General features: G+C 65.7%; 16 protein-coding genes. 9 read left to right on the top strand and 7 right to left on the bottom strand.

Features of this window, described 5'->3' with window-relative positions:
- Window positions 1–15: 15 nt before the first annotated feature.
- Window positions 16–942 (bottom strand): histone deacetylase family protein, encoded by a 927-nt coding sequence (locus P12x_RS26030; RefSeq protein WP_435007942.1) that lies wholly within the window; start codon window positions 940–942, stop codon window positions 16–18.
- 195 nt (window positions 943–1,137) lie between these two features.
- Between P12x_RS26030 and P12x_RS26025 the strand changes: the two genes are divergently transcribed.
- The 4 genes from P12x_RS26025 to P12x_RS26010 all read left to right on the top strand — a co-directional run bounded on the left by P12x_RS26025 (window position 1,138) and on the right by P12x_RS26010 (window position 4,762).
- Window positions 1,138–1,788, top strand: a complete 651-nt coding sequence (locus P12x_RS26025; protein WP_435007941.1) for an ABC transporter permease — start codon at window positions 1,138–1,140, stop codon at window positions 1,786–1,788.
- Window positions 1,785–2,516 carry an ATP-binding cassette domain-containing protein gene (locus P12x_RS26020; protein WP_435007940.1) on the top strand — a complete coding sequence of 244 codons (732 nt, stop codon included), beginning with the start codon at window positions 1,785–1,787 and terminating at the stop codon, window positions 2,514–2,516. Before P12x_RS26025 ends, P12x_RS26020 begins: the two co-directional genes overlap by 4 nt.
- 10 nt (window positions 2,517–2,526) lie before the next feature.
- Window positions 2,527–3,357 carry a substrate-binding domain-containing protein gene (locus P12x_RS26015; protein ID WP_435007939.1) on the top strand — a complete coding sequence of 277 codons (831 nt, stop codon included), beginning with the start codon at window positions 2,527–2,529 and terminating at the stop codon, window positions 3,355–3,357.
- A gap of 94 nt (window positions 3,358–3,451) precedes the next feature.
- Complete coding sequence (locus P12x_RS26010; protein WP_435007938.1) at window positions 3,452–4,762, top strand: Trx7/PDZ domain-containing (seleno)protein; 1,311 nt, start codon at window positions 3,452–3,454, stop codon at window positions 4,760–4,762.
- A 5-nt stretch (window positions 4,763–4,767) separates the two neighbouring features.
- Here P12x_RS26010 and ada read toward each other — a convergent pair whose 3' ends face one another.
- The 5 genes from ada to P12x_RS25985 all read right to left on the bottom strand — a co-directional run bounded on the left by ada (window position 4,768) and on the right by P12x_RS25985 (window position 9,464).
- On the bottom strand, window positions 4,768–5,841 hold the full coding sequence (gene ada, locus P12x_RS26005) for a bifunctional DNA-binding transcriptional regulator/O6-methylguanine-DNA methyltransferase Ada (RefSeq protein ID WP_435007937.1): 1,074 nt from the start codon (window positions 5,839–5,841) through the stop codon (window positions 4,768–4,770).
- A gap of 129 nt (window positions 5,842–5,970) precedes the next feature.
- Window positions 5,971–6,855 carry an arsenite methyltransferase gene (gene arsM / locus P12x_RS26000; protein ID WP_435007936.1) on the bottom strand — a complete coding sequence of 295 codons (885 nt, stop codon included), beginning with the start codon at window positions 6,853–6,855 and terminating at the stop codon, window positions 5,971–5,973.
- A 32-nt stretch (window positions 6,856–6,887) separates the two neighbouring features.
- Window positions 6,888–7,889: a hypothetical protein gene (locus P12x_RS25995; protein ID WP_435007935.1), complete on the bottom strand. Its 1,002-nt coding sequence runs from the start codon at window positions 7,887–7,889 to the stop codon at window positions 6,888–6,890.
- A 15-nt stretch (window positions 7,890–7,904) separates the two neighbouring features.
- The gene (gene arsB, locus P12x_RS25990) at window positions 7,905–9,017 is read right to left on the bottom strand and encodes an ACR3 family arsenite efflux transporter (protein ID WP_435007934.1); all 1,113 of its coding nucleotides are present in this window, start codon (window positions 9,015–9,017) and stop codon (window positions 7,905–7,907) included.
- 72 nt (window positions 9,018–9,089) lie between these two features.
- Window positions 9,090–9,464 (bottom strand): ArsR/SmtB family transcription factor, encoded by a 375-nt coding sequence (locus P12x_RS25985; protein WP_435007933.1) that lies wholly within the window; start codon window positions 9,462–9,464, stop codon window positions 9,090–9,092.
- 113 nt (window positions 9,465–9,577) lie between these two features.
- Here P12x_RS25985 and P12x_RS25980 point away from each other — a divergent pair, with 113 nt between their 5' ends.
- The 4 genes from P12x_RS25980 (at window position 9,578) to P12x_RS25965 (ending at window position 13,773) form a co-directional block, all read left to right on the top strand.
- On the top strand, window positions 9,578–10,027 hold the full coding sequence (locus P12x_RS25980; RefSeq protein WP_435007932.1) for a MarR family winged helix-turn-helix transcriptional regulator: 450 nt from the start codon (window positions 9,578–9,580) through the stop codon (window positions 10,025–10,027).
- Between the two features lie 93 nt (window positions 10,028–10,120).
- Window positions 10,121–10,900 carry an SDR family oxidoreductase gene (locus P12x_RS25975; RefSeq protein WP_435007931.1) on the top strand — a complete coding sequence of 260 codons (780 nt, stop codon included), beginning with the start codon at window positions 10,121–10,123 and terminating at the stop codon, window positions 10,898–10,900.
- A gap of 196 nt (window positions 10,901–11,096) precedes the next feature.
- A complete protein-coding gene (locus P12x_RS25970) occupies window positions 11,097–12,131 on the top strand; it encodes an aldo/keto reductase (RefSeq protein WP_435007930.1) in 1,035 nt (344 codons plus the stop codon).
- A 220-nt stretch (window positions 12,132–12,351) separates the two neighbouring features.
- Window positions 12,352–13,773: a 3' terminal RNA ribose 2'-O-methyltransferase Hen1 gene (locus P12x_RS25965; RefSeq protein ID WP_435011728.1), complete on the top strand. Its 1,422-nt coding sequence runs from the start codon at window positions 12,352–12,354 to the stop codon at window positions 13,771–13,773.
- A gap of 271 nt (window positions 13,774–14,044) precedes the next feature.
- Here the strand turns inward: P12x_RS25965 and P12x_RS25960 are convergent, their stop codons facing one another.
- Entirely contained in the window at window positions 14,045–14,860 is an 816-nt protein-coding gene (locus P12x_RS25960; RefSeq protein WP_435007929.1) for a hypothetical protein, read from the bottom strand.
- A gap of 261 nt (window positions 14,861–15,121) precedes the next feature.
- On the opposite strand from P12x_RS25960, the gene P12x_RS25955 reads away from it, so the two are divergent.
- Complete coding sequence (locus P12x_RS25955) at window positions 15,122–17,728, top strand: polynucleotide kinase-phosphatase (RefSeq protein ID WP_435007928.1); 2,607 nt, start codon at window positions 15,122–15,124, stop codon at window positions 17,726–17,728.
- Window positions 17,729–17,734 lie beyond the last annotated feature (6 nt).

The raw sequence follows: 17,734 nt of genomic DNA, 5'->3' as shown, positions 1-17,734 counted from the left end.
CGTCCGATCCCGCACTCAGCCTCGATCGAACCGAGTGAGAATCCCCTCGATGGAGTCGGCGTGGAGCTTCCAGGATTCGGCCGAGTAGCCGCCCGAGAGGACCATGGCCAGCGGGATCCCACGCTCCCGGACTTCGGTGACGACCGACAGGTCTCGCTCGGCCAGGTCGCCCGCCGTGAGGCGATATCGGGCCAGCTGGTCGCCGACGTATGGATCGGATCCCGCGTTATAAACCACCAGATCGGGCCGGACGGTATCGAGGGCCGCTGGCAGTGTGCCCCGGACAATTTCCAGGTATTCGTCGCCCGAGAGATCCGGGCCGACGGGTATGGGAAAGTCTTCCGATTCCTTGTGGGCCGGGAAGATGTCAAGTTCGAAGAGGTCGTAGATGGCCGCCCAGTCCCAGTCTCGAAAGATTGCGGCCGTACCGTTGCCCTGATGGGCGTCCAGGTCGACGACGAGCACCCGTTCGAGTTTCCCCTCATCATGGAGCGACTTCACCGCCAAAGGCACGTCGGCGTACACGCAGAAGCCGCCACCCCATCCCGAGGCCGCATGGTGGAAGCCGCCACCGAGATTGATGGCGATTCCACTCTCCAGGGCCAGTTGGCACGCGAGGGCCGTACCGCCCGCCGCCAGTCGCATGGGATGTAGGATGAGCCCGTTGATCACCCAGGCTGGGAGGCGGCGGACGACGGGCACCTCGACGATCTGCGCCAGGGTCTTCGGGGTCCGCAATGATCGGAGGTACGCGTCGGTGTGGATGGTTCGAAGGTCGTCCCGGCCGGCCGGGCGAGGTCGTATGAAGTCCTTCCGATGACGAAGGCCCCGGACGATCAAGGCGTCGTGAATCCGAAGGTACTTGCGACCGTCGAATGGATGCCGCCGCTCCAGGCCGAACGCGGTGAAATTGTATCGCGGATGATAGACGAGCGGGATCATGGTTTCATCGGGAATCGGCCCTCGACGGCGGCTCGCACGGCCAGCCTGGCCATTAACATGCCGTTGCGCATAGGGCTTATGCAATAGTGTCGAGGGGCTCAAGGGTCGGTCCTGCTCGGCGATTGACGCTCCGTTTGTGCTATAGTGATGCTCCTCGATCGGCTTGGGGGTGTGGACGGCGAGGGAGATCTCACAATGCGGGGGAGCGTCGAGATCGGGGCGATCATCCTGCTCAGCATGCAGGTCTCGGCGATGGCGGTCCTGGCGAGTTCGGTCGTCGGGATCCCCCTGGGAGCCTGGGCGGGGCTGGGTCGGGGGCGGGTCGGGGCGTGGGCCTCCCTGCTCTCCCGGACCGGGATGTCGCTCCCCCCGGTCGTGGTCGGACTCCTCCTCTATCTGCTCCTCTCTCGGACGGGTCCGCTCGGTTCGCTCGGCTGGCTGTTCACCCCTCGGGCGATGGTCCTGGCCCAGACGATCCTGGCCTTGCCGTTCGTCGTCGGGATCACGCTCGCTTCGGTTCAGGCGGTCCCCCCCGATCTGATCCTCCAGGTCGAGGGGCTGGGGGCGAGCCCCTGGCAGGCCCGATGGGTCGTGCTCCGGGAGGCGCGAAGCGGGATCGCACTGGCGGTGGCGACCGCCCTGGGACGGAGCTTCTCCGAGGTCGGGGCCGTTCTGATCGTGGGCGGGAACATCCAGGGGCACACCAGAGTCCTGACGACGGCCATCGTCCTGGAGACGGGCCGGGGCGATTTCGCGGTCGCCCTGACCCTGGGTGGGGTCCTCCTGGCGATGGCCCTGGTCGTCAACGCGCTGATCCTCCTGGGTGACGGCAAGGGTTTTCGATGATCGAACCGCCGGTCTATCGCCTCCGGTCGCTCGGGAAGGACTACGGGGGCCGATTCCGCCTGCGTGTCGGCGAGCTGGATGTCCACCGAGGGGAGGTCGTCTGCCTGCTCGGCCCGACCGGGGCGGGCAAGAGCACCCTCCTCCGAATCCTGGCCGGTCTGGAGCCGCTCGGGGACGGCGAGGCCTGGTTCGAGGGCCATTCGTCGATCGCTCGGGGGCTCGACCTGGCGTCTCGTCGACGGATCTCGATGGTATTCCAGGCCCCTCGCCTCCTGACCGGGTCGGTCCGGTTCAATGTCGAGTACGGCCTCCGGCTCCGAGGCCATCGTGGGCCTTCGGAACGGACAAGCGTCCTGATGGATCGCCTCGGACTGACCGGGATCGCCGATCAGTCGGCCCGGAGCCTGTCGGGGGGGCAGGTCCAGCTGGTGAGCCTGGCCCGATCGCTGGTGATCGGCCCCGAAATCCTCCTGCTGGACGAGCCGACCGCCCACCTCGACCCCGCCCACGTCGCGCTGGTCGAGCGGACCATTCTCGAAGATCATCAAGTTCGAGGGACGACGGTGGTCTGGGCCACCCACAACCTCTTCCAGGCCAGGCGGGTCGCTCGGAGGGTCGGCCTGCTCCTGGACGGGAGCCTGATCGAACTGGCCACGACCGGGACATTTTTTGAGAATCCCGCCGACCCCCGGACCGCCGCATTCGTGCGGGGCGAGATGATTTATTGAGGATCTGCCGATGCCGAACATCCGAATTCACCTCCTGCTCCTCCTGCCGATGGCCTTGCTCGGGGCGGGCTGCGGGGGGGGCGAGACCCCTTCGGTCACCCTGGCGACCACCACGAGTACGCGAGACAGCGGCCTGCTCGATGTCCTGCTCCCGATGTTCCGCGAACGGACCGGCATCGAGGTGAAAGTGGTGGCCGTCGGGAGCGGGCAGGCCTTGCAACTCGGGCGGAAAGGGGACGCCGACGTGATCCTGTCCCATGCTCCCGAACTCGAAGAACGATTCATGGCCGAAGGATTCGGGGAGAGTCGCCGGGCCTTGATGCACAACGATTTCGTGCTGGTCGGCCCCTCGACCGACCCCGCGCAGGTCCGAGGCGTGGCCTCGATCGCGGAGGCATTCCGCCGGATCGCCGAGCGGGGATCGAGCTTCATCTCGCGAGGCGACGATTCGGGGACTCACGCGAAGGAACGCCTGGTCTGGAAGTCCTCGAAGATCGAGCCGAATGGGGACTGGTATGTCCGGGCGGGGTCGGGAATGGCCCAGGTCCTCCGGATGGCCGACCAGGAGCGGGCCTACACGCTGGCCGACCGGGCCACCTTCCTGAGCCAGCGCGATTCGCTCGAGCTGGTCATCCTGGGCGAAGGCGACCCCCTCCTCGAGAATCGCTACCACGTCATCGTGGTCAACTCCGAGGCGCATCCCGGGGTCCACGTCCGCGAGGCCCGGCTGTTCGATGAGTTCCTCCGCGGCGACGAGGCTCGGAGGGCGATCTCGTCTTTCGGTGCGGGCCGGTTCGGTCAGGCCCTCTTCGTCCCGGACCGGCCGGATGAGGTGCGCTGAAGTGGGGATGGGGTTGGCTTGAGGGTTTCCTCCCGTAACGCCTCGGGTTAGGATGCGCGGACGAGCGACCACCACTCATCGGGAGATCCCCCCAATGCTCAAGTGGCTTCCCTTCCTCGGGCTCCTCCTGGTTGCGTCGGAGAGCCTGGCCCAGGATCGAGACACCAAGGTTCGCAACGATCGTGCGGCCTTCCAGGAGTCCAAGGATTGGTTCTACAACGACCTGTCTCGGGCGATCCCGGCCGCCAGGGCGTCCGGCAAGCCGATCATGGTCGTCTTCCGGTGTATCCCTTGCGAGGCTTGCCAGGAATTCGACGATGACGTGGCTCGCCGAGATCCGGTGATCCGCGACCTGCTCGACGAATATGTCTGTGTCCGGATCGTCAAGGCGAACACGATCGACCTGGCGACCTTCCAGCACGACTTCGATCAGTCCTTCGCCGCCTACCTGATGAATCCCGACATGACCCTTTATGGGCGATTCGGGACGCGATCCTGGAGGCCGGAACACGAGGATATCTCGCTGGAAGGGCTCCGCAAGGCCATGAAAGAAGCCTTGAGGATGCACCGGGAATACGAGGCTTTCAAGCCCTTGTTGGCGGAGAAGCAAGTCCAGGAGGTCCGCTACAAAACCCCTCGCGACTATCCCAGCCTGTCCGGCAAGTACGGGGAGCAGATCGATTACGAAGGCAAGACGGCCAAGAGCTGCATGCACTGTCATCAGGTCCGCGAGGCCGAGCGTATGGTGTTCCGGATGGAGGACGAGCCGATCCCCGACCCGGTCCTCTTCCCCTACCCCGATCCCGAGGTCCTGGGCCTGAAGCTCGACCCGAAGGAGATGGCGAAGGTCGAGCGGGTCGAGCCGGCCTCCATTGCGGAATCGGCGGGGCTCCGCCCCGGTGACGAGATCGTGACGCTGGCGGGGCAGCCTCTGCTCTCGATCGCCGACGTCCAGTGGGTCCTGCACAATACCCCGTCCTCGGCCACGTTGAAGGCCGGGATCCGCCGCGACGGCGCAACCTCGGACGTGGCCCTCAAGCTCCCCGAGGGCTGGCGACGCGGGAACATCTCCTGGCGAGCCACGACCTGGGACCTCAGGCGGATGGGCCTGGGTGGCCTCAAGCTGGTCGCTCTCGACGAGAGTCGCCGAGCCGGCGCGGGCCTCGCCAAGGAGGGGATGGCCTTTCGGGTCGAGCACGTCGGCCAGTATGGAAACCACGCGGTCGCCAAGAACGCGGGGTTCCTGAAGGGGGACATCATCGTCGGTTTCGACGGCCAGACCGGCAAGCTCTCGGAATCCGAACTCCTGGCCTACACCCTCCAGCAGAAGAAGCGGGGCGAAGAAGTGGCCGTGACGGTCCTCCGCGACGGGAAAGAGTTGACGCTCAAATTCGCCCTGCAATAGCGGGCTCAAGGCTCCTCGATCGTGCGATCGGTACAATCCGCTTCGCGGTCGAGGAGCTCCCGCTTCCGTTCCACGCCCCACCGATAACCGCTCAGGTCTCCCCCCTTGCGGACGACCCGATGACAGGGGACGACCAGGGCCAGCTCATTCGAGGCGCACGCCCGGGCCACGGCCCGGACCGACTTCGGAGATCCGATCCGATCGGCCACGTCCGAATAGGTGGCGGTCGATCCGGGAGAGATCGACCGCAAGACCTCCCAAACTCTCCGCTGAAACGCGGTCCCCTGGATGTCCAGAGGAAGTTCCGGGTCCGGCCCCGGGGTCTCGATCCGGGAGAGCAACGCCTCGACCCATCCCGCGAACTCGGGATCTTCCCCCCGGATCTCGGCCCCGGGGAACCGGGCGGCGACCCGATCGCGGAGCGCCTCGGGCGAGTCGTCGAACTCGACCAGGCAGAGACCTCGGCGAGTGGCCGCCACCAGGACCCAACCGAGCCGACACCGGGCGATCGCGTGGCGGATCTCCAGTCCCATCGCACCCTCCTTGAACTCCGAGGGGGTCATGCCGAGCGTCCGGGCCGACTCTTCGTAACAGCGACCGCTCGAGCCGTAACCGGCCGCGTAGATCGCGCCCGTGACGGTCCCTTCCCGGCCCAACGCCTCCCGGAGCCGACGCGTCCGGACCGAGGTGGCGTAGCCTTTCGGGGTCACTCCGACGGCCCCCTTGAAGGCCCGTTGGAAGTGATGAGGGCTGAGCCCGACGCCCTTCGCCAGTTGCTCCAGGCTCGGGGATTCGGGATCCTCCTCGATCATCGAACAGGCCAGGATCACGGCTTCCTGGACCGGTGATCGGCCGGAGTTCCGGTCGGGCTTGCAGCGTCGGCAGGCCCGGAAACCCGCACGCTCGGCCTGTTCGGGGATCGCGAAGAACCCGACATTTTCCCGATTCGGCAGCCTCGAACCGCAGGAGGGTCGGCAATAGATCCCGGTGGTTTTCACGGCGTAGACGAAGTCGCCGATGGCTCGCCGGTCGCGACGAACCACGGCGTCCCACCACCGATCCTCCTCGACCATTGACATCGGAGGCTCTCCCCGGATCCGACCGATCGCCGACACCCGGGCTATTCTCGCCAGGAGGCTCGATCCCCGACATCCGATTCTTGCGGTCGAATTCGGATCGCGATCGAGGCGACTCGGGACCGGAGGTTTTTAGCGAGGCTTGATGGCGTAGATCTTCACGGCGGCGGCGTAATCATTGACATCGTATCGACGGAGGAGATCGGCCAGCCTGGCATGCAAAGCGTCGTCCACGACCGCCGCCGGCCCGACCGAGCAGCAGCCCGTGTCGACGACCGCCAGCCCACCCGAGGCCGCCGGGGGCGGGCAGCAGGCCGCCTGGTTCTCGACCTTGGCGTAGGCGTTCAGGTCGGAACCGTCGTCGATGACCTCGACTGCGGCGAATCCCGCGTCGATCAGCCCTTGACGATACTCCTCGATCGGGATCGCACCGGCGATGCATCCGACGTAAGCCATCAGGTCATTCCCCAGCTCGGGCGGCAACTCCCGCTTCAGGGCGATGTCGCTGACCGCCAGTCGACCGCCCGGCTTGAGGACCCGGGCGATCTCGCGGAAGACGGCCGGCTTGTCGGGGGCGAGGTTGATCACGCAGTTTGAGATGACGCAGTCGACCGAGCCTTCGGCCAGGGGGAGTTTGTCGATCGTCGACTGGTAAAACTCGACGTTCGTCAGGCCAGCCTTCTCGGCGTTCTTCCGGGCCAGTTCGAGCATCTCGGGCGTCATGTCGATCCCGATCGCTCGGCCGGTCGGCCCGATCTTCCGTGCGGCCAGGAAGACGTCGAGCCCCCCGCCGCTCCCCAGGTCCACGACGGACTCGCCTTCGCGGAGATTGGCGGTGGCGGTGGGGTTCCCGCACGAGAGCCCCATGTTCGCCTCGGCCGGGATCGAGGCCAACTCCTCGGGCGAATAGCCGAAGGCCTCGGCCACCGCCTTGACCCCCTCTTGCTCGGTCGACAATCCGCTGACGGCGACCGAGCCATACTTCGACTTCACGGCATCGGTAATCAACTCGGACATGGTGGTGCCTCCCCGATGGAAACCTGGGTCGGTCAAGGATGCGCCTGACGGTTCCGGACCTGCATCATCACGCTCAGCATGAGGCGACCGATGTCGTCCCGGCGCTCGTCGTACTTGGTCGTTTCGAACCGGCTATCGTCGTAAATTTTGGGGTCCAGATAGGGCATCGAGACCCGGAGGGCCGCCCCTTTGACGAACGGGCAGGCGGCGTCGGCCTCGCCGCAGACCATCAAGGCGGCGAACCCCGTCTGGGGATTGGAGGGGTCGAAGTAGGTCTTGGAGAACTCGGTCGATTCCAGGGCCGACCCTCCGTCCTGTCCCCATCGGACCTTGTAGATGGGGTTGGCCGTCTGGGGCTCGCCCCGGGGGGCCTCTTCGCCGGTCGGCTCGATCACCACGCCGATCCCCTTCAACGAGGCGATGGTCCGACGATTGAAGGCGGACGGGGCGGTCCCCCCGCTGTGGAAGCGGATCTCGGGCATCCCGTAATAGGCCGCGGCGATGTTCCCCATTGTCGACGTCATGATGCTCCGCCGGCTATTGCCGGTGCAGACGGCCGTGACGTGGAGCGGTTGGCCCGGCCTGAAATTCTCGGAGATCCAGGCGGCCAGCTTCTCTCCCGCCTCTCGGTGAGGCTCGTCAATCAGGTCGAACGAAGTCGTGAGGAGTTCGGCATGATCCCGGATCGCCGGGGACAGTTGCTTGCGCGATTCCGGCTGGTCGGCGTCGAGGATCTCCCGGACCTCGGAGGGTTCGAGTTTCCCGTCGCCACCAGCGAGCTTGTCGAAGGTCGATCGTTCCATGAGTCCCTGGACTCCCGAGGTATCGAGGATGCCCTGCTTGCCGAGGGCCTTGGCGAGCTGACCCTTGAGCTTCTGGTCGTGACGCGGCGAGACCGACTCGGCGGTCCCGAATCGCTGGACCAGCCAGAGCGACCGGGCCAGAGGACCCGCGTCATCTCCGGCCCGGACCCCGGCGAATGGTGTCAGCAGGATGGCCGAGGTGGCGACGAACAAGGGAAGACGGAACGACATCGGCGGGCAATCTCCTCAAGGGACCGGGACGGAATCGGGGGGTTGCGTCGAACCGTCGCGGAAGAAACGTCCCTGGAAATAAAGCGCGACATTGACCAGGCCGATCAGGACGGGGACCTCGACCAGCGGCCCGATCACGGCGGCGAAGGCCGCACCCGAGTTGATGCCGAAGACGGCCACGGCCACGGCGATCGCAAGCTCGAAGTTGTTGCTCGCCGCCGTGAACGAGAGCGTGGCTGTCTTCGAATAGTCGGCCCCGAGCCTTCGGCCCATCCAGAAAGAGGCCAGGAACATGACCACGAAATAGATCAGCAGCGGGACCGCGATCCGGAGGACGTCCAGCGGAATCCGGATGATGCTCTCCCCTTGAAGCGAGAACATCACCACGATCGTGAACAGGAGCGCCAGGAGGGTCAGCGGGCTGATCGCCGGGATGAACCGCCGCTCGTACCAGTCCCGGCCCCGGGACCGGACCAGGACCAGTCGCGTGATCATGCCGGCCAGGAATGGAATTCCCAGGTACACGAGGACACTCCCGGCGATCGAACCCATCGTGATCCCGGAGAGGTCCACCTGGCCGAAGGAGTAACCCAGGATCGGCGGGAGGACCTTGATGAAGACGTAGGCATAGCCCGAGTAGGCGAACACCTGGAAGATGCTGTTGAGTGCGACCAGGCCGGCGGCGTACTCCGCATCGCCCCGGGCCAGGTCGTTCCAGACGATGACCATGGCGATACAACGGGCCAGGCCGATCAGGATGAGCCCGATGGCGTACTCGGGCCGATCGCCGAGGAAGGCCAGGGCCAGGCCGAACATCAGGATCGGCCCGATCACCCAGTTCTGGACCAGCGAGAGCGCCAGGATCTTCGTGTCGCGGAAGACCCGGCCCAGCTCCTCGTATCTCACCTTGGCCAGCGGAGGGTACATCATCAGGATCAAGCCGAGGGCGATCGGGATCGAGGTCGTGCCGACGCTCAGCCCCGTGATCGACCCGACCAGGCCGGGGGCGACGTTCCCCAGCAGGACCCCGAGCGCCATCGCCGAAAAAATCCAGAGCGTCAGGTAGCGGTCCAGGAACGACAGTCGGCCCGAGATCCGGGGGTGGCAGGTGACGGCTCCGGCATCCATCGGGAATGACTCCTCGTGAATCGAAACCTTATATGGGATCAGGCGAATATAGGCGAGCAAAAAAAGTCCGATTCAAGGCCTGTCGCAGCATCCCGCCAGGACTTCGAGTCGTCGACGGTCCCGATCGAAGATTTCCGGGTCGCCCAGGGTCGGCCCCAGGCAGCCCAGGAGGATCCGATGGAGTCCCGACCGGGGCCGGGCCAGGCTATAGTGGACCCAGAGCCCTTCCTTTCGGCCGGCCACCAGGCCATGCTTGCGGAGGTAGGCCAGGTGTCGGGAGACGGTCGGTTGCGGGAGTTCGAGCGCGCCGTGGAGGTGACAGACGCAGACCTCCTCCCGATCGCCGTTCAGGAGGCTCAGGAGGCGGAGCCGGACCGGGTCGGCGAACGCGGCGAGCAGCCGGGTCGACTCGTCGAGGCCAGGGGTTGAGGTCCGTGTCTTGTTCATTCGCTTTGAAGGATATAGCTTGGACGTCCGGATTTCAAGGGGATTCTGAGGACCGGTCCGACGATATAATTCCACTGTTGAACTATTTGACTTCGGAACAGGGCAAGCCTATCATGTCAGCGAGCGGAGAGGACGGGTCGGAGGCCAGCGCGATCCTGGGGGGGATCTGGGAGGTGATCGAGTCCGTCATGAACGACTCGGCCCCCGCCCTGGAGGCCCTGGGGCTGTCTCCCAAGGCGTATTTCCTGCTGGATGTGGTCGGGGACCATCCGTTCCCGGCCGAACTGGCCCGGAGGACGCACCTCCCCCCGCCGACGGTGACGTACCTGATCAAGCAGTTGGAGGCGAAGGACTTCCTGGAACGTCGGGCCGAGCCGGGGGACTTGCGAAAGTTCCGGCTGGTCGTGACCGCCCCGGGAGAGGAGGCCCTCCGTCGGGGCCGGGAGGCGCTGGGGATCGCCATGGGAGGGCGGCTCCGGCGACTCGGACCTGACGAGATCTGCGCCCTCGGTCGGATCGTCCGGCGCCTGGCCGGTCGGGGTGACGAGGGCGACCCGAAGTAGCGGATCGATCGGTTCAAGAAGCCTCGGGATTGCCTGGCCATGTCGTGCGTGGCCGGGCCCGGGGAGACTGCGCACAGAGTCAAAGGAGTCCCCATGAGCCTCGATGGAAAAGTCGCCGTCGTGACCGGGTCGTCTCGTGGTATCGGTCGGGCCATCGCGCTCCGGCTGGCCCGCGACGGGGCCCTGGTCTGCGTGAACTACCGGACCAACTCCGATGCGGCGGGCGAAGTGGTCCGCGAGATCGAATCGGCGGGAGGCGAGGCGTTCTCGATCCAGGCCGACGTCGGCTCGATGGCGGAGCTGGGCCGCTTCTTCGAGACCCTGGACGCGGAGTTGACCGCTCGTCGCCAGGATCGCGGGTTCGACATCCTGGTCAACAATGCGGGGGTGGCCGACGGCCGCTCCGTCGAATCGGCGACCGAGGCCGACTTCGACCGGGTGTTCGCGGTCAACGTGAAAGGGCCGTTCTTCGTGACTCAGCATGCCCTGCCCCGCCTGAGGGATGGCGGCCGGATCATCAACGTCTCGTCGAACCTATCGCGCAACCCGATGCCGGATTTCCTGCCCTACTGCATGACCAAGGCCGCGCTGGACAACTTCACCGTGGGGCTGGCGGCGCAACTCGGCAAGCGAGGGATCACCGTCAACACGCTCGCGCCTGGCCTGACGTCCACCGACCTGAATGCCGGGATGCGCGAGAATCCCCAACTGACGCGGGCCTTCGCCGCCATGACCGCGATGGGTCGCCTGGGCGAGGTCGAGGACATCGCCAACGCCGCCTCGTTGCTGGCCTCGCCCGACTCGGGCTGGATGACCGGACAGTACGTCGAGGCCAGCGGCGGGCTCGGGCTGGTGATGCCTGGCATTAGTTGATAATATTTGGGTATTTTTACGCGATCGCTCGGGGGAGAGGGAGCCAGACGATTCCCTCTCCCCCCGGGAGAGGGTGGCCGAAGGCCGGGTGAGGGTCCCCTCGGCTTGGCTTGACGGGCTTGCAATGGTCCCGGGACACTCTTGCTGTATTTAGAAAAAATCGTATGTTCTGATGATGGATTCCAGGGGAACAATCATGCGCTATCGACTGCTCGGGAATTCCGGCCTGCGAGTCTCGGAGCTTTGCCTCGGGACGATGACCTTCGGCGAGGATTGGGGCTGGGGCTCGTCGAAGGACGAGAGCCGACAGGTCCTCGACGCCTTCTTCGAGGCCGGGGGCAACTTCATCGACACGGCCAACGTCTACACCAACGGGACCAGCGAGGTGATGCTGGGCGAGTTCCTCAAAGGGGATCGTGACCGGGCGGTCCTGGCGACCAAGTACACCAACGCCATGCCCGGGACCGACGCTAACGCCGGAGGAAACCAGCGGAAGAATATGATGCGGTCGGTCGAGGCCAGCCTGAAGCGGCTCCAGACCGACTACATCGACCTCTATTGGCTCCACATCTGGGATCGGATGACGCCGCTGGAGGAGGTGATGCGGGCCTTCGACGACCTGGTCCGTCAGGGCAAGATCCTCCACGCCGGGGTCTCGGATATGGCCGCCTGGGCGGTGGCCCGCGCCAATACGCTGGCCGAACTCCGGGGCTGGTCCCCCTTCGTCGGGCTCCAGATCGAGTACAGCCTGATCGAGCGGACGGTCGAGCGTGAACTCCTGCCGATGGCCGAGGCGATGGGCCTGGGGGTGACGGCCTGGTCCCCCCTGGCCGGAGGCGTTCTCACCGGTAAGTACGCCGGGGGCAAGGCCGACGCCGACGCCCGGATGAACAGCGAGATGATGAAGAACTTCGCCCAGCCTCGCGAGCAGACCGAGCAGGTGGTGGCCGAGGTCCTGGCGATTGCCAGGGAGGTCGGCCGATCCCCCGCGCAGGTCGCCCTGGCCTGGCTCCGACATCGGCCCGTGCCGATCATCCCGATCGTCGGGGCCCGTCGGCTCGAACAGTTCCGCGACAACCTCGCCTGCCTCGACCTGAAACTGGAGGAGGCACAACTGGCCCGCCTGGACCAGGCCAGCCGGATCAGGCTGGGCTTCCCCCACGACTTTTACTCGAACGAGATGGTCAAGGCCCTCGTCTCCGGGGGGATGGCGGACAAGATCGACGCCTGAGTCTTCTTCGAGTCATCCAGGAATCACCGAGCCCGTCGGGATGCGTTCCCTCGATGCCGAGGGGCCGCCCCGGCGGGCTCTCGCGCGGATCGATCCGAACCTGGATGACTCGCGTCCTGTCTGCGATTATCATCATCACCTCGTCCTAGCTTCACTCAGAAGTAGGCGAGGCCGGGGCGGCGACGTGGCCCGGCTCCCGAATCCCGTCGAGGCCGTCTCGATGCTGCTGACGATCACGACGACTCACCGGCCGGCCACCGACCTCGGTTACCTGCTGCACAAGCATCCCGGGCGATTCCAGAGCTTCGATCTCAGCTTCGGCAAGGCCCATGTCTTCTACCCCGAGGTTTCGGACGATCGGTGCTCCGCCTGCCTGCTCCTGGAAGTCGACCCGGTGGGGATCGTCCGGGGTAAGGGCTCGGGCGAGGGACTACTCTCGCAGTACGTCAACGACCGGGCTTATGTCGCCTCGTCGTTCCTGAGCGTGGCAATCTCGCAGGTCTTCCGGTCGGCCCTCCAGGGTCGCTGCGACGGGCGGAGCGAACTGGCGACGACCCCCATGCCCCTCTCGGTCCGGCTGGATGTGCTGGCGGTCCGGGGCGGCGAGGATTTCTTGAAGGCGGTCTTCGAGCCGCTGGGATACGCGGTCGAGTCGGAACGGAAACCGCTCGACGAGCGGTTCCCCGACTGGGGCGAGAGCCACTACCACTCGGTGACGGTTTCGAAGGTCGGGACCCTCTCGGAAATCCTGACGCACCTTTATGTCCTGATCCCGGTCTTCGACAACAAGAAGCACTACTTCGTCGGCGACGACGAGCTGGAAAAGCTCCTGAAGAAGGGCCGGGGCTGGCTAGGGGCCCACCCCCTGCGCGATGAGATCGCGCGGAGGTATCTGAAATCCCGCGCGAGTCTCTACCGGGAGGCCCTGGCCCGACTGGTCGCCGAGGAGCAGCCGACCGATGCCGAGGCGGATCGACCCCCGATCGACGAGCCCGAGGAGGTCCTGGAGCGTCCCTTCAGCCTGAACGAGCAGCGCCAGGGGGCGGTCCTCGCTTCCCTCCGAGGGTCGGGAGCCCGGAAGGTCCTCGACCTCGGTTGCGGCGAGGGGAAACTCCTCCGGAGCCTGCTCAAGGACCGCCAGTTCGAGCAGATCGTCGGGATGGACGTCTCGATCCGCACGCTCGAAGTCGCGAGCGAACGGCTCAAGCTCGACCGAATGTCCGAGAATCAGGCGAGCCGGATCAAGCTGATCCACGGCTCGTTGATGTACCGGGATCGGAGGCTGGAAGGCTTCGACGCCGCTGCCGTGGTCGAGGTCGTCGAGCATCTCGACCCGCCCCGGCTGGCGTCCTTCGAGCGAGTCCTGTTCGAATTCGCCCGGCCCTCGACCATCGTGCTGACCACGCCCAACCGGGAATACAACGTGACCTGGGAGAACGTGGGACCCGACAAGCTCCGGCATCCCGACCACCGCTTCGAGTGGACCCGAGCCGAGTTCCGGGCCTGGGCCGAAGGAGTCGCCGGTCGGTTCGGATACTCGGTCCGCTTCCTCCCGGTTGGGCCGGAAGATGAGGCCCTCGGCTCGCCGACCCAGATGGGGGTGTTTGCCAGAGCGGAGGTCAATCATGGGCCGATCGGATGAGGACGAGCTGCGATTCGCCGATCACTCACCTCCTTCGTCACCCTCGATCGACCAGCAGCGAGACGCGTTACAGAAAGGTCTCGGGCGGGCGGTCCAATGGGCCATGGCAGGGAGACTTGAGGACGGTCCGCTTCTGGCAGCCTGCCTCCAGGACCAACGGCATGACGTGCAGGTTGAAGACTCCCGGGGAGACTGGCTCTGGAAGATGATCCTGGCGGTCCAGGCCAAGGATCGATTCCGCGTGCCGATCCTCCATGCCCTATACGACTTCTCAAATGAGCGGGACGCCAATCAACTCTGCGAAATCGCCCTCCGCTACGCACTGTCGGGCGATGAGACGTTCCGCGCCCGGTTGTACGAAATCGTCGAACAGAAACCGATCGACGATTTCGGCTGGTTTGGAGAAGAGGAGATTCTCCAACTTGATGGCGAGTCGGCCTTCCTCTTCGCCGTTCGGGTCCGAGGCGAACGACTTGCTGGCCGCGCTTGGGAGTGGGATGACGATGGTCTTTTTCGAAATGCCAGCGAACGATTCGGCGAGGGCCGAGTCAGGGAACTTCTGGCCTCCTCGAAGGACCAGGCGACCCGGGATTACTGGTCGGGTTGGCAAGAACGGACCGGACGGACCAAGCAACGCCCCCGAATCTCGCATCAAGATCGGATGCGAGCGATCAGCGTCACGGAAATCCTCGAGGCCGTCGAATCGGGCGATCACCGCCTGGGGCTGTTCTCGGGCTGGGGAAAGTACGCCGATGAGTCCGACCTGGCGATGATCCACGAGCAGCTTCGGATCGCCCGAAATGCCCAGGTGATCCAAAATTTGCTTCGAGTGTTTTCGAACCGCCCCGTACCGCAGTTTGTCGCTACTTTGATCGAGTTTTGCCAACATGGCGAATCGGAAGTCCGGCGTCGGGCATTGATCGCCACCGAGAAGATCGGGCATCCTCTCGTCCGGGAGTTCGCCCTCTCCAAGTTGAAAGATGGTACTCATGACGAGGCCGAAATCGGTCTCTTCATCAATAACTTTCAGCCTGGCGACGAGGAACGAATTCTGGAAGTGATCGAGGCTCCTGTCGAGGATGAGCATGATCGTCACGGTCGGATGATGGATGCCATCCGGGTTCTCGAAAACAATCCGGAGTCCGATTGTTCGAGGCTGGCGGTCGTCACTTATGCCTCGACCCCTTGCGAAAACTGCCGATTCGACTCGGCGCGACTCCTTCAGTATCAGCATGTTGCTCCCGGATGGCTGATCGAGGAATGCCGCCACGATTCGAATGAAGATAGTCGAGCCCTCGTCGCTGGTATCAACGAGTCATCCTCGGCCGACACCGATTAGCTGATTATCATGCATATCAAGATCCCCAAGCTCAGCCTCGTCGTCATGGTCGGCCCCAGCGGTTCGGGCAAGAGCACGTTCGCTCGGAAGCATTTCCGGGCGACCGAGGTCCTCTCTTCCGACGTCTGCCGGGGGATGGTCTCGGATGATGAGAACGACCAGGCCGTCACCAAGGACGCCTTCGAGGTCCTCCGGTTCGTCGCCGGGAAGCGGCTGGCCCTGGGGAGGTTGACGGTCGTCGATGCCACAAACGTCCAGCCCGAGTCGCGCAAGCCGCTGGTCGAGCTGGCCCGGCAATATCACTGCCTGCCGGTGGCGATCGTCCTGAACATGCCCGAATGGGTCTGCCAGGAGCGGAACAACAGCCGACCCGACCGGGCCTTCGGGCCGCATGTCATCCGCAACCAGACCTCGCAACTCCGACGTTCGCTCCGGAACCTCCGGAAGGAGGGTTTCCGTTACGTCATCGTGATGGATCAGCCCGAGGAGGTCGAGGCGGCCACCATCGAGCGAGTCCCCCTCTGGAACGATCGTTCGGATGAGCACGGCCCGTTCGACATCATCGGCGACATCCACGGCTGCGCCGATGAGTTGGAGGCACTGTTGTCGAAGCTGGGCTACGAGACGTCGGCCGAGGCCCCCGACCTGTCCCCCCTGCTCTCCGGGCCGTCGTATGTCCATCCCGAGGGACGCAAGGCGATCTTCCTCGGCGACCTCGTGGATCGGGGTCCCCGGGTCCTCGACTCGGTCCGGATCGCGGCCCGGATGGTCCATTCCGGCGCCGGGCTGTGCGTACCGGGCAACCACGACATGAAGCTCCTGAGGAAGCTCCGGGGCAAGAACGTGCAGATCACGCACGGGCTGGCCGATACCCTGGCCGAGATCGACGCCCTGCCGGTCGAGTCGCGGGCCGGTTTCATCCGGGAGGTGGACGTCTTCCTCGATGGCCTGGTGAGTCACCTGGTCCTCGACGACGGCAAGCTGGTCGTGGCCCACGCCGGGATGAAGGAGGAGATGCAGGGTCGAGGCTCGGGCCGGGTCCGCGATTTCGCCCTCTACGGCGAGACGACCGGGGAGACCGACGAGTTCGGCCTGCCCGTCCGGTTCGACTGGGCGAGTGAATATCGAGGTTCCTCGATGGTCGTCTACGGGCACACGCCGGTCCCCGAGTCCGACTGGCTCAACCGGACGGTCAACATCGACACCGGCTGCGTCTTCGGGGGGAAGTTGACGGCGCTCCGCTACCCGGAACGGGAGTTCGTCTCGGTCCCCGCCGCCCGGACCTATTGCGAGCCAGCCCGGCCGTTCCTGCCCGTGGAGAGCCAGGCCCCGGGCCTCTCGGCCCAGCAGGATCACGACCGGGTGCTCGACGCCGAGGACGTGATCGGCAAGCGGATCGTGCCGACCCGGCTCCGGGGCAACGTCACGATCCGCGAGGAAAACGCGATGGCGGCGCTGGAGGTCATGAGCCGGTTCGCCGCCGACCCCCGGTGGCTGATCTACCTCCCGCCCACCATGTCGCCCTGCGAGACCAGCGACCAGCCGGGCCTCCTGGAGCATCCCTCCGAAGCCTTCGAATACTACCGAGGCCAGGGAGCCCCGCAGGTCGTCTGCGAGGAGAAGCACATGGGCTCCCGCGCGGTCGTGGTCGTCTGCCGCGACGAGCAGGCCGCTCGCGAGCGGTTCGGGATCACCTCGGGGGAACTCGGGATCGTCGTGACCCGGACCGGTCGGCGGTTCTTCAACGACCCGGACCTGGAGCGGCGATTCCTCGACCGGATTCGCGAGGCCGCCACCTCGGTCGGACTCTGGGAGAAGATGGAGACCTCGTGGGCCTGCCTCGACTCGGAGCTGATGCCCTGGTCGGCCAAGGCCCAGGAACTCGTGAAGACCCAGTACGCCGCCGTCGGCGCGGCCGGTTCGGCCTCGATCCCGCGCGCGGTCCTCGCCCTGAATCAGGCCGCCGGTCGCCTGGCGGGGGAGGAGCGGGCGGCGCTCGACGTGGTCGAGGGCTCGTTCGAGCGTCGGGAGCGGGATATCAACCGATTCGTCGCCGCTTATCGGCACTACTGCTGGCCGGTGGAGTCGATCACCGATCTGAAGCTGGCCCCGTTCCACCTGCTGGCCACCGAGGGACGGGTCCACCTCGACAAGGACCACATCTGGCACATGAACACCCTGGCCGAGATCTGCCGGGCTGATCCCGAGATCCTCCGGTCGACCCCCTATCAGGTGGTCGACGTGACCGACCCGGACAGCCAGGCCGCCGGGGTGGCCTGGTGGGAGGACCTGACCGGTCGAGGGGGCGAGGGGATGGTGGTCAAGCCGCTCTCGTTCATCCACCGAGGGGGTCGAGGGCTCTCCCAGCCCGCCGTGAAGTGCCGGGGTCGGGAGTATCTCCGGATCATCTACGGGCCCGACTACACCTCGCCCGAGAACCTGGGGCGGCTCCGCTCGCGAGGGCTGGGGCGGAAGCGGTCGCTGGCCCTGGGCGAGTTCGCCCTGGGGATCGAGGGGCTGGAGCGGTTCGTCCGGGGCGAGCCCCTCCGGAGGGTCCACGAGTGCGTCTTCGGCGTCCTGGCGCTGGAGAGCGAGCCGGTCGACCCCCGACTCTGATCGAGA

It is taken from the genome of Tundrisphaera lichenicola (genome assembly GCF_051175385.1).
GTDB classification, from domain to species: Bacteria; Planctomycetota; Planctomycetia; order Isosphaerales; family Isosphaeraceae; genus Tundrisphaera; species Tundrisphaera lichenicola.
The sequence above is the reverse complement of the archived record's forward strand: the minus strand, read 5'-3'. Positions and strand labels throughout refer to the sequence as shown.

What these genes read in the sequence shown, in the direction of transcription:
- P12x_RS26030 (WP_435007942.1), bottom strand. Translation starts at nt 942, where the DNA reads ATGATCCCGCTCGTCTATCATCCGCGATACAATTTCACCGCGTTCGGC.
- P12x_RS26025 (WP_435007941.1), top strand. Translation starts at nt 1,138, where the DNA reads ATGCGGGGGAGCGTCGAGATCGGGGCGATCATCCTGCTCAGCATGCAG.
- P12x_RS26020 (WP_435007940.1), top strand. Translation starts at nt 1,785, where the DNA reads ATGATCGAACCGCCGGTCTATCGCCTCCGGTCGCTCGGGAAGGACTAC.
- P12x_RS26015 (WP_435007939.1), top strand. Translation starts at nt 2,527, where the DNA reads ATGCCGAACATCCGAATTCACCTCCTGCTCCTCCTGCCGATGGCCTTG.
- P12x_RS26010 (WP_435007938.1), top strand. Translation starts at nt 3,452, where the DNA reads ATGCTCAAGTGGCTTCCCTTCCTCGGGCTCCTCCTGGTTGCGTCGGAG.
- ada (WP_435007937.1), bottom strand. Translation starts at nt 5,841, where the DNA reads ATGTCAATGGTCGAGGAGGATCGGTGGTGGGACGCCGTGGTTCGTCGC.
- arsM (WP_435007936.1), bottom strand. Translation starts at nt 6,855, where the DNA reads ATGTCCGAGTTGATTACCGATGCCGTGAAGTCGAAGTATGGCTCGGTC.
- P12x_RS25995 (WP_435007935.1), bottom strand. Translation starts at nt 7,889, where the DNA reads ATGTCGTTCCGTCTTCCCTTGTTCGTCGCCACCTCGGCCATCCTGCTG.
- arsB (WP_435007934.1), bottom strand. Translation starts at nt 9,017, where the DNA reads ATGGATGCCGGAGCCGTCACCTGCCACCCCCGGATCTCGGGCCGACTG.
- P12x_RS25985 (WP_435007933.1), bottom strand. Translation starts at nt 9,464, where the DNA reads ATGAACAAGACACGGACCTCAACCCCTGGCCTCGACGAGTCGACCCGG.
- P12x_RS25980 (WP_435007932.1), top strand. Translation starts at nt 9,578, where the DNA reads ATGTCAGCGAGCGGAGAGGACGGGTCGGAGGCCAGCGCGATCCTGGGG.
- P12x_RS25975 (WP_435007931.1), top strand. Translation starts at nt 10,121, where the DNA reads ATGAGCCTCGATGGAAAAGTCGCCGTCGTGACCGGGTCGTCTCGTGGT.
- P12x_RS25970 (WP_435007930.1), top strand. Translation starts at nt 11,097, where the DNA reads ATGCGCTATCGACTGCTCGGGAATTCCGGCCTGCGAGTCTCGGAGCTT.
- P12x_RS25965 (WP_435011728.1), top strand. Translation starts at nt 12,352, where the DNA reads ATGCTGCTGACGATCACGACGACTCACCGGCCGGCCACCGACCTCGGT.
- P12x_RS25960 (WP_435007929.1), bottom strand. Translation starts at nt 14,860, where the DNA reads ATGCTCATCCTCGACAGGAGCCTCGATCACTTCCAGAATTCGTTCCTC.
- P12x_RS25955 (WP_435007928.1), top strand. Translation starts at nt 15,122, where the DNA reads ATGCATATCAAGATCCCCAAGCTCAGCCTCGTCGTCATGGTCGGCCCC.